At 30.3% G+C, this 10,741-nt stretch carries 10 protein-coding genes and 2 pseudogenes; all 12 read right to left on the bottom strand.

What is annotated here, in order from left to right; translation table 11 throughout:
• Positions 1–192: pseudogene (locus WBG30_RS05440) on the bottom strand (HAD-IIA family hydrolase); the annotation flags it as partial.
• Between the two features lie 6 nt (positions 193–198).
• Positions 199–1,485: pseudogene (locus WBG30_RS05435) on the bottom strand (TRAP transporter large permease).
• Between the two features lie 35 nt (positions 1,486–1,520).
• Complete coding sequence (locus WBG30_RS05430) at positions 1,521–1,991, bottom strand: TRAP transporter small permease (protein ID WP_424503632.1); 471 nt, start codon at positions 1,989–1,991, stop codon at positions 1,521–1,523.
• Between the two features lie 123 nt (positions 1,992–2,114).
• Entirely contained in the window at positions 2,115–3,134 is a 1,020-nt protein-coding gene (locus WBG30_RS05425) for a C4-dicarboxylate TRAP transporter substrate-binding protein (RefSeq protein ID WP_424503631.1), read from the bottom strand.
• 54 nt (positions 3,135–3,188) lie between these two features.
• Positions 3,189–4,268: a glycerophosphodiester phosphodiesterase gene (gene glpQ / locus WBG30_RS05420; protein ID WP_424503630.1), complete on the bottom strand. Its 1,080-nt coding sequence runs from the start codon at positions 4,266–4,268 to the stop codon at positions 3,189–3,191.
• A 419-nt stretch (positions 4,269–4,687) separates the two neighbouring features.
• Positions 4,688–5,950 carry a type II secretion system protein gene (locus tag WBG30_RS05415; protein ID WP_424503629.1) on the bottom strand — a complete coding sequence of 421 codons (1,263 nt, stop codon included), beginning with the start codon at positions 5,948–5,950 and terminating at the stop codon, positions 4,688–4,690.
• A gap of 245 nt (positions 5,951–6,195) precedes the next feature.
• Positions 6,196–6,672 (bottom strand): hypothetical protein, encoded by a 477-nt coding sequence (locus tag WBG30_RS05410; RefSeq protein WP_424503628.1) that lies wholly within the window; start codon positions 6,670–6,672, stop codon positions 6,196–6,198.
• Between the two features lie 35 nt (positions 6,673–6,707).
• A complete protein-coding gene (gene yajC, locus WBG30_RS05405; RefSeq protein WP_424503627.1) occupies positions 6,708–7,010 on the bottom strand; it encodes a preprotein translocase subunit YajC in 303 nt (100 codons plus the stop codon).
• A gap of 212 nt (positions 7,011–7,222) precedes the next feature.
• On the bottom strand, positions 7,223–8,365 hold the full coding sequence (dnaJ, locus tag WBG30_RS05400; RefSeq protein ID WP_424503626.1) for a molecular chaperone DnaJ: 1,143 nt from the start codon (positions 8,363–8,365) through the stop codon (positions 7,223–7,225).
• Between the two features lie 98 nt (positions 8,366–8,463).
• Entirely contained in the window at positions 8,464–9,336 is an 873-nt protein-coding gene (locus WBG30_RS05395; RefSeq protein ID WP_424503625.1) for an aldose 1-epimerase family protein, read from the bottom strand.
• A gap of 36 nt (positions 9,337–9,372) precedes the next feature.
• Positions 9,373–9,825: a GNAT family N-acetyltransferase gene (locus tag WBG30_RS05390; RefSeq protein ID WP_424503624.1), complete on the bottom strand. Its 453-nt coding sequence runs from the start codon at positions 9,823–9,825 to the stop codon at positions 9,373–9,375.
• A 300-nt stretch (positions 9,826–10,125) separates the two neighbouring features.
• Positions 10,126–10,741 (bottom strand): hypothetical protein (locus WBG30_RS05385; RefSeq protein WP_424503623.1); only part of this gene is annotated, 616 nt, incomplete at its 5' end.

Below are 10,741 nucleotides of genomic sequence, written 5' to 3'. Positions count from 1 at the left end.
CCCCATTTTCTTTAATTTTTCACAATAAACCCCACTATTTTTAGAAGAGTTGTTAGTTAAAAAAACAAAGTTGTTTCCTATTTTTTCCATATGTTTTAAGAGCTCAACGGCTCCATCTATAAAATGATCTCCTAAATAGATGGTTCCGTCCATATCAAATATAAAACATTTTTTATTTCTTAATTGTCTCATAATTACCTACCCCAGTAAATTTGGTATAAACATAGCTACAGGTGCTGAATAAGTAAGAAGCATCAATACTATCATCAGAGCCACTATGAATGGTATTATCTCTTTTACGAAATCATCTAATTTGACGCCGACTATGGTACAGGTCGTAAACATCATAGATCCAAATGGAGGAGTTATTCCACCAATCATAATATTAACTATTAGGATTACCCCAAAGTGAATAGGGTCTATTCCCATACTAGTTACTGCTGGTACTAATAATGGTGCTAATATAATAAGTGCTGCTCCACCCTCTATAAACATCCCGATAAATAATAACAATAAGTTAATTATTATTAGTAATACAAACTTACTGTCTGTAAAGTCCATCAAGAATGTTGTAATACTTTGAGGTATTCTTTCTAAAGTCAGATAATAACCAAATACTTTAGCTCCTATGATAAGAAACATAACCGATCCGGTACCATATACTGTATCCCTTAAAATAATTGGAATATGTCTTAACTTTAATTTTTTATATACAAAAGTTCCTATTACTACACAAAATAATACTGACATTCACCCTGCTTCTGTAGTAGTAAATAGTCCAAAACGCATTCCTAATATAATTCCAAAAGGAATAAGTAATGCCCAAATAGAATCTTTAAATTGAATAGCTATTTCTTTCGGTCCAGCCATCTTATCTCTTGAAGGAAGATATCCCCTTTTTTTAGATATTATATGAACCGTTATCATAAGTGCTACTGTCATTAATATCCCAGGAGTATATCCTGCTAAAAACATTTTTGATACCGATACATTGGCTATCAATGCATAGATAATCAGGTTTGTTCCTGGTGGTATTACTGGACTAACAGAAGATGAAGCTGCCGTTACTGCTGCTGAAAACGGAGCACTAAACCCTCTTTTTCTCATTTCTGGTACTAATATTTTAGATTGCATAGCTGCATCTGCATTTGCAGATCCTGATATACCACCCATCATCATACTTAAAACTACATTTACCTGAGCTAATCCGCCGGCCATATGACCTGCTAATACCTCTGCCATTGCCATCAAACTATTACTGATTCCAGAATAATTCATTACCGATCCTACCATTATAAAAAACGGTACCGCTAAATATGGAAATGACTCGATAGAAGTCACGAATCTTTGCATGATCATGTTCATTGACATAATATTATCTACAAAAATAAAGTAATACATCGATGCGCCCATTAATGCAAAGGCTATTGGTATATTTAAGAAAAACAATATAAATAAAATTATTATCGGATAAAAACCTTCCATTTTCTCACTTCCTTTTCTACTAAATTAATTTTTTTCTATTTTTGGGGACCTTTTATTAATGACAATATATCTTCAATCAAAAATTTTAATGAATATAAACTCATCATTCCGAAGGAAAATACTATAGATGCATTAATATATACATAAGATATTTCTAACGCTGCTGTAATTTTCCCTGAACCTACTGCGTAGTTATAGCTTAGATAAAAAAGAGTTGTTGTTAAAACAAATAAAAAACTATATATTATTAATTCTAAAAATCTTCTTCCTTTATATGGGAGTGCTTGCGTTAAAACTTCTACTCCTATCAATGCCTTGTCTTTATATGCTGCTGTAGCTCCTAGAAAAACTGTCCATATAAAACATCCTACTGATACTTCCTCTATCCAGGCAAATTGAATCCCAAAACCATACCTTAAAATAACATTTATTATTACAGATAACACTGTGACACTTATTGTTATACTTCCCAGAATTACTTCTATATTTCTAAAGAAATTTTTCATATTCCACCCCATATTCAATTATCTTTAATCTATAAACGATAATCGTGAATAGTTAGTGATAAATTCCTACCACAACTAGTCACGATCATCGAATTATACTTTAATTTTTTAATTTTTTTCTGATTACTTAGATCTGATTACTTTTAATTCTTTTTCAATTTCACCATAGATTCCAGGAGTCCACTTAGGGAACTTAGAAAATACTTTAGCAGTTTCTACATTAAATGAAGGTAGATCTACCTCATTAAATTTAACTCCTAATTCTTCTAATTTAACTTTGTATTCTTTTTGTAATTCAACAGTAACATCATTATTATATTTAGCTCCTGCATCAAATTCTTCTTGGATGATTGTTCTTTGATCCTCTGTTAATCCTTCCCATACTGTTTTAGAAATACATACTGCTGATACTCCTAATAAATGGTTAGTTAAAGAAACATTTTTTCTTACTTCATATATTTTAGTTCCATAGATAGTCATAAGAGATCCTTCTAATCCATCTACTACACCTTGTTGAATTCCACTATATACTTCTGTAAATGGTAATGGAGTAGGGTTCGCTCCCATTGCTTCTAATGTATACATGTATAATTGACTGTTTGGTACTCTTATTTTTAATCCTTCAAGATCTGCAGGAGTTTTAACTACTTTATCTGTTAACATACTTCTGAATCCAAATAAATAATCTAAAGATAATACTTTGATTCCTTTTTCTTCTGCTTCAGATTTTAAATTTTTTACTAAACCTGATTGAGTCATTGCTAAATATTCATCAAAGTTCTTATATAACATAGGTCCATTGATAGCGTTAAAATCAGGTACATAGTCTCCTATAAAGTTAAGCCCATCTACTGATATCCAGTTTGCATTGTTAGCTACTTGTTCCATACTGTCTTTCCCGATTGGTAATTGTCCGCCGGCATATACTTGAATCTCAATATTTCCATTTGATCTTTCTTTTATCTTGTCAGATACTCTCACTAATGATTTAGCTGTCTGTTCGTCTTGTACAAATTTAGTACTTAATTTAATAACTACCTTCTTTTCTCCACCATCTGTTGCTGCTTCTTCTTTTTTTCCACAACTAACAAATAACATCGTTGCTGCTATTAACAAAGTTAACATCTTAAAAATTTTTCTCATTTTTCCCCCCTGTTATCTAATTTTTTATTTTAACAAATTTCTTATTAATATTTTTTATTTGTTTAAAAAGTTTACTGCACGATCAGGAAAATCAGTAAATACTCCATCTACTCCAACCTTATTATAAAATATATCCAACATATCTTCAAAATCTGATGCATATGCAGGTATTCTTCCCTCATCTAATCTAAATGTATAAGGGTGTACTTCCATTCCATATTTATGAGCATCACTTACCATAGTTGTAATAACAAGGTTATCCTTTGTAGATTCATCTGTTACTAGCATTGGTTTCCAAGGTCCTATTCCATCAGCATATTGAGATATTCTTTCCATTCCTCCATCTTCAAACATCCAGTCATAGTTGTAAGGAATAGCTTCTCCATTTTCGTATACCATAGTTTCATTCCAGCTAGTCTCTGCTATTAATTGTACTAATTTTACATCCATACCAAATTCTGGTAATAACTCTTTTTTTAAACGAACAACTTCATTTGGATCAAAACATTGTAAATAAACTAAGTCACTTTTTTTAGTATATCCATATTTTTTAAGTACTTTTAATACTGCTATACTTATATCTTTTCCTTCCTTTCTATGGAACCAAGGTGCTTTAATCTCTGGATAGATACCGATATTTTTCCCTGTACTTTTATTTAATCCTTGGATTAATTCAATTTCTTCCGCTAAAGTATGGACTTTAAAATCTGATTTCCATATTGGGAATCTCTCAGGGAACCCTGCTACTGTTTTACCATCTTTAACATTAAATCCTTCAGTCATTTTAAGACCTTTTATCTCGTTTAAAGTAAAATCAATGGCATAATATCTACCATCTTCTCTCTTTCTATTTGGATAGGCCTCAGCTACATTGGTTACTCTATCTAAATAATGATCATGTAATACCACCAATTTATCATCCTTTGTCATAACTACATCTTGTTCAATATAGTTTGCTCCCATTGCATATGCCATAGATTTTGCTGCCATACTATGCTCTGGTAAATAACCACTTGCTCCTCTATGAGCTACCACAATTTTTTTTGTATTCTCTATTTTTTTTTCTCCTACAACACTTGTCGTACTACATCCTACAAATGCCAACATTAACAATATACCAATTATTTTTTTCATTTTTCCTCCTTTTATTTACGATAAATAATTTCCTCTACACAAAATAAATATAACTACGACTATTTTCTGTGGTTTTCTCTAAATAATTCTCTCGTGCAATATTTTAACATCTTTGTGTAAACTAACCGTATTTTTTAAGTAAATATTCTGTAAAGACAACAAAAAAAGTTATTATAAAAAAATTGTATACAATATACAATTTATAATAACCCCACTCTATTTACTCTAGGTGTATTTAATTTTATCTTATATTAAGAATATGATATAACCGCTAAAAAGTCAAGTTAAATGTTCAATTTTTAATATAAAATGGTTATTTTTACCACATTTAAAGTCATTTCAGTACCAAATGCAGCTTTTTATATACAAAATCCTATTTTTTAGAGAAATAAAAAGAGCTTTTGGTTTTTAAAATCTATTTAATTATTCTCTTGTGATTTTTCATTTATACTAATAGAATCACTTGAATTTGTATTATCCAAAAGTATGTCTTTAGATATTTCCTTTGTTGTCCCATCGGGATTCTTAATTGTTAAATTAACAGATTCTTGAACACTCTTTATTAAACTTACATTTTGCACTACATAGGTTCCATTTCCAAGCGAACCTTCATTTCCTGCTTCTGACCCTAAAACAAAATAGGCAACAGGCTCTGTTATCTCAAAAGAGTATGTATCTGAAAATAATCCTGATTTTCTATATCCACCCTGTGTACTTATTTCCTCATCATTTTCGTCATAAGCAGTAATATTTATTTTAGTAGCATTTGAACTATTCTCATCAAACCATGACCCTAATCCATCTAAGGTAAAAATAACCTTATTAACATCTGCTCCATTAACATCTGCTCCATTAACATCTACTTTTAATGTGTTATTTAGGTTTAGTCCTGAACTAAGTTTATCACTCCCTATTCCATTTCCTTGAGTTCCATCTCCATTAAATTCTTTTAAATTTCCATTCAAAACTGAAGTGGTGATAGTTGTTCCATCATCCAATATCTTAATTGCTTTATTTCCATCAACTATTCCCCAATCATCTAATTTAGCTTCAACGCCAGTTGCTGTTCCAATATTTATTTGATTGGCATCTCCTAAAATATTCCCTTCAGATGGAACATACTGTATTTCGGTATCTGATGAATATACCTCTCCATCTACCATGTCTTCCCAATAACCATCTTCATTTTTAAATTGTAATTTTCCATAACGCAAATTTTTTTCACCATTATAAGTTATTTTAGATATGGCAGGTGTTTCTCCTCCCCATATTTCATATTCTTCATCTTTTGTATATGCTCCATCTGGTAAATTAGCATAGATTTCTCCTAAGTCCCTATTATATAACCAACCACCGTCATCACTCCTAGAATAGACTACTTTTAAAGTAGCTTCATGATTTTTCCCCTCTCTATCTGAAAATGGAGGAGTAGGATCAATGCTATAGGCTTTTAATAAGTCTGTATTTATTTCACCATATAAATTTGGGAATCCTTCTAATAAAATTTCATCTAGAGATAGTCTAGACCTTATAACTCCTAAATTGTGTTGTACTTTAGCTACAGTAGCTTTTCTCATTTCTTTTAATAATTTGGATGTAACAACTACAGATAGAACACCAATTATAGTAATTACAATTAATACTTCAATCATTGTAAATCCATTTTTCAATTTTTTTTTCATAAAATCACCTCATTATCATTTTTTATTTATAAATATGGAAAGTATTTCTTCATCTTATTTCAAAATATTAATTTAATTTTCCTCAACTAAAGACATAGTAGAGATAAAACATTTAATTTTGAACTTATTATTAATATACATACTTTTATCATATTTCTTCTTTTTATACTTAACTTTAAAATAATTCGTGAAAATTATGATTTTTTAGCATAAAAAAAATCACCTAAAAGATGATTTTAATTTTTTTATTTCTTTTTAAATATAAATACTGCTGCTGCTGCTACTAATATAGCTCCCAATATTCCAAAAAGAGTTTTATTATTACTACTCTCTTCTTTTGGAGTTTCTACTTCTATAACTTTAGTTTCAGTCTCTGTCTTTGCTATTTGCTTATCTATATCTGTATTTACAGTATCATCTACTGATGTCTCCATTACTACTTCTACTGGTTCTACCTTTTTCTCTACAGGTTTAGGAGTAGATTTAGTTTTCTTTACTGTTTTTTTTGCTGGTTCCGATACAGATTTATAATCCTCATCTTTTAAAACTGGTTTTTCTATTTCTACTGTAACTACTTCGGTAGTTATTACGTCTTCTTGTACAGTAACCTCTTCTTGAGGTGCTACAACTTCAATAGTTGTTTCCTTTTTTACAGTTTCATCTTTGCTAGTACAGCTTATCAATACCCCTGTTACAGCTAAAATTAACATTATCTTCTTCATGATTAACCTCCTGTTATTAGAATTACTCTAGATCACTATAATACTTTTCTAATAGAATCTTTTGTAAAAGTAAGTCTAACTCCTTTATCTACTCTGATCACAATATATTGATCGCTTACAGATACAACTTCTCCCTTTACTCCCCCTGCAGTTATAACATCTTTTCCAGGTTGTAAGGCATCCACCATATCAGCATGCTTCTTTTGTTTCTTTTTATTTGGTCTGATTAAAAATAAATAAAAAATTGCTCCCCATATAACAAGAGTTATTGCCATTCCTGTGTAACCTGATGTTTTTCCTGATTGATCTGCTCCAAAAGCTAAAAAATTACTAAACATATCGTACTCCTTTTTATTAAGTTTTATTATCTAAAGTATAGCACTATCTTTGACATTTTTAAAATCTTTTTTTCAATTAACCCAAGAATAATAATTCATTGAACCTCTACATAATAAAACTCAAAATCCTCAGTGTTATTTTTCTCACAACTCTACTTAAATATATAAAAAAAAGAGAAGATTTCCTTCTCCTTTTTTAAGTTTTTTTATTCTTATTTGAATAGATCTTTTAATTTATCAAAAAATCCTTCTTTCATACCTGAATTTTTATTCTTCAAGCTATTTTCAAAGGCTTCTAATAATTTTTTTTGATCTGAATTTAGTTTTGTAGGAGTTTCTACTACAACCTTAACCAATTCATCTCCTACTCTTCCACCTCTAGTACTAGGAATTCCTTTACCACGAAGTCTGAATACTTTACCAGTCTGAGTTCCTTCAGGAATTTTTATTTTTATTGCCTCATCTAGGGTAGGGATTTGTATCTCTCCTCCTAAAACAGCCTTAGTATACGAGATAGGTACTTCACAAACAATATCCGATCCATGTCTTTCAAATATAGCATGCTCTTTTACCCTTACAAATAGATATAGGTCTCCATTTGGTCCACCATTTTCACTAGCTTCTCCCATTCCACCTAATCTAAGTCTTTGCCCATCATCTATTCCAGCTGGAATCTTAACGTTTTTCTCTACTTTTTCCTTCTCTACACCTGTTCCATGACAAGTAGGGCATTTTTCTGTAGGAACTTTTCCTTTACCATTACAGCTATCACATTCGACTACGTTTTCAAAGTTTCCAAACATAGTTCTTTGGATCTCTTTTACTCTCCCGTTACCATTACATTTTGGGCAAGTCTTTGTACTTGTTCCTGGTTTAGCGCCGGTTCCATGACAAGTATGACATTCACCTTTTCTGAAATATTTAACCTCTTTTTCTGTTCCTTTTGCAGCTTCTTCAAGGGTTATCTCTACAGTATACCTAAGATCTGCTCCAGGTTCTACACGGGGACCATGCGATCCGCCACCTCCAAAGAATGAACCAAAGATATCTTCAAAACCTCCAGAACCTCCGAATCCTCCGAATCCTCCAAAGCCTCCAGCTCCAGAGCCTCCTTGAGAGAATGCCTCATGACCAAACCTATCATATTTAGATTTTTTTTCTCCATCTGAAAGAACTTGATATGCGTCATTTATCTCTTTAAATTTATGCTCTGCACTATCCTTTTCCTTTGCAGTTGCATTACTATATTTATCTGGATGATATTTCATAGCTTTTTTTCTATAAGCTTTTTTTATCTCACTTTCACTGGCTCCTTTAGATATTCCCAGCGTTTCATAAAAATCTTTTTTAGACATTTTTTTCTCCTTTTTTTTCTTCTTTTTTTCTTTAATTTACAATTGTTTCATAATTTAATTTCTATTTTTTCAAATATAAATCTTAAATTATCATTTTTTTAACTTTGAATCTCAATTTTTAAAATAGCTTTATATTTTTCTTGTCCTTCTAATTTAATAATCCCATCTTTTTCTTCTAATCTACCACTGGCATCTACAAAATCAGCTATTCCATTCCAAGGTTCTAAACATACAAATTCTGCCCCTACTTTATTCCAAAATGCAATATACTCAAATTCACTATAATCCATAGTCACAACTCTAGTATTTTTTTTACACTTTAAAGATATTTTTTTAGAGTTTAAATTTTTAAATATAAGAGCATCATCTTTAAATGTATCCTCTTCCAACTCTATTTTTTTACTATTTTCTAAAAATTTTATTGTATTTCTAGATATATTTTTCCCCTCTAAAGGAAATCTTGAGGCTGTTTCATTTTTTTCAAATTCTAAATAATAATCTGAAAATTCAATATTCTCACTTGTAGGAGTACTAAAAGCAGGATGTGCCCCTATTGAAAAATACATCTCCTCATGGGATATATTTTCTACTCTATATTCAATAGATAGACAACTATTTTCAATACTATATCCCATATAAAGTTTAAACCCAAATGGATAATCTTTTAGTGTTTCCTCATTTGACTCAAATAAAAAAACTATCTTATTTTTTTCATGAGAAATAACCTTAAATTCATTATCCCTTGCAATTCCATGCTGTCCCATCTCATAGGTTATTCCATGATAAATATATTTACCATCCTTTAACCCTCCTACAATAGGAAATAAAACTGGTGAAGTTCTTCCCCAAAATTTTGGATCGGCTTTCCACATAAATTCTTCGTTATTTTTTAAAAGTTTAAAACTTTTTAGCTCTGCACCATGACTTTCTATAATAGCTTCTACAATTCCATCAGTTATCCTATATTCCATAGTTATTCTCCTTCTTAAAAGTCCAACTTTTATAAGTTATATTCCTTTATTTAAATATATATCCGTTATATCATATCCCATTTTCTTGTATACTGCTATATTTTTTTCATTATATCCATATGAATGGATATTTATTTTTTTTACTTCTAATTCATTTGCCTTCTCTTCAATCAATTCAATGAACTTTAACTCATATTCTTTTTCTTGAAATTCTTCAAAGATACAAGTGTTGTTTACAAACATTTCATGGTTAAATCTATTCATCCAAACAAATCCTACCTTAACTTCATTTTCATAGGCATTTAACAAATAGTGATTAGGAGTAGCTATTCCGTCACTTAAAATCTTATCCAATGCTTCCTTAGATAACTCCAAAGCATCTCTATCTGACCAATGTCCAACCTTTACCTTGTCTTTAGCATAATCAGCAATCATCTTTCCTTTTACCATATTGAAATCTGTTTCTGACATTCTCTCTAATTTTAACATCTATTGTATCCCCCTATTTCAAGTTATTTTTACCCTCTCTCTCTCCCTAATAGGAAGAAAAATAAATTACTATTTAACCTTTTTCGCTAAGGCGACTTCATTTCTTTTCTTGAAACAAGAAACGAAGCAAAGAAATTCAAGACACTGAAAACATCTCACGGGTAACATCTCTTTTTTTACGAGCTTTTGAGCTACAGTCCTCGATTATCATCTGCGGAACTTATCCTGTAAATCGCTCTAGCATAATATTTCCTGTTAAAGCTTTATCGATTTTCTGTGTCATTTTTAAATCTTAGACCTTTATTTGTTTGCTTTTTCTATAAAATTATATAACTTCTCACAAATATCTTTGGCTTCTTTCGATAAATGCTCAATATTTTTTGTATGTCTACAGGCTATATTACAAAAATTAACTTTATCTGCAACCGTACCTGAATCTGCTTTATATTTCTTATGTTTCTCTACTCCACCTAAAAGATTATTTGTTATATATTCTCCTAGACCTATATTACTATACTCCTCTTGAGTAAATTCAGGAAAAGCTATACTCTCATCTGTATCTTTTTCTTTCTCTCTGATAAGTTTCATTATAATATCAGGTGTTAATAAGTTTTCTATTTCTTTAACTTCTAAAGCGTAAAATCCATCTTTTAAATTACTTTCCAACGTGACTAACCTCTTAGCTTTTGCAGTTAATTCTCCTGTACTTTCAATTGTTTTACCTTTATGTCCATCGGTATCTGCTATCAAAAAAATATTATTTGATATTTGATTAGAAGCCATCCCACCTTCTTCATCTAAAAAATCCCAATGTGTTATATTTCCACCTGAATACTCTATAAAAGAATAATGTTTATCCTCTTCATATATCTTTTGCCCTTTATCTTTTTGATAAATTTCAAAATATTTTTTCAAA

Origin of the sequence: Psychrilyobacter sp., from assembly GCF_049671765.1 — a bacterium.
In the GTDB taxonomy this organism is placed as follows: domain Bacteria; phylum Fusobacteriota; class Fusobacteriia; order Fusobacteriales; family Fusobacteriaceae; genus Psychrilyobacter.
This window is presented reverse-complemented; position numbering and strand designations above follow the sequence as displayed.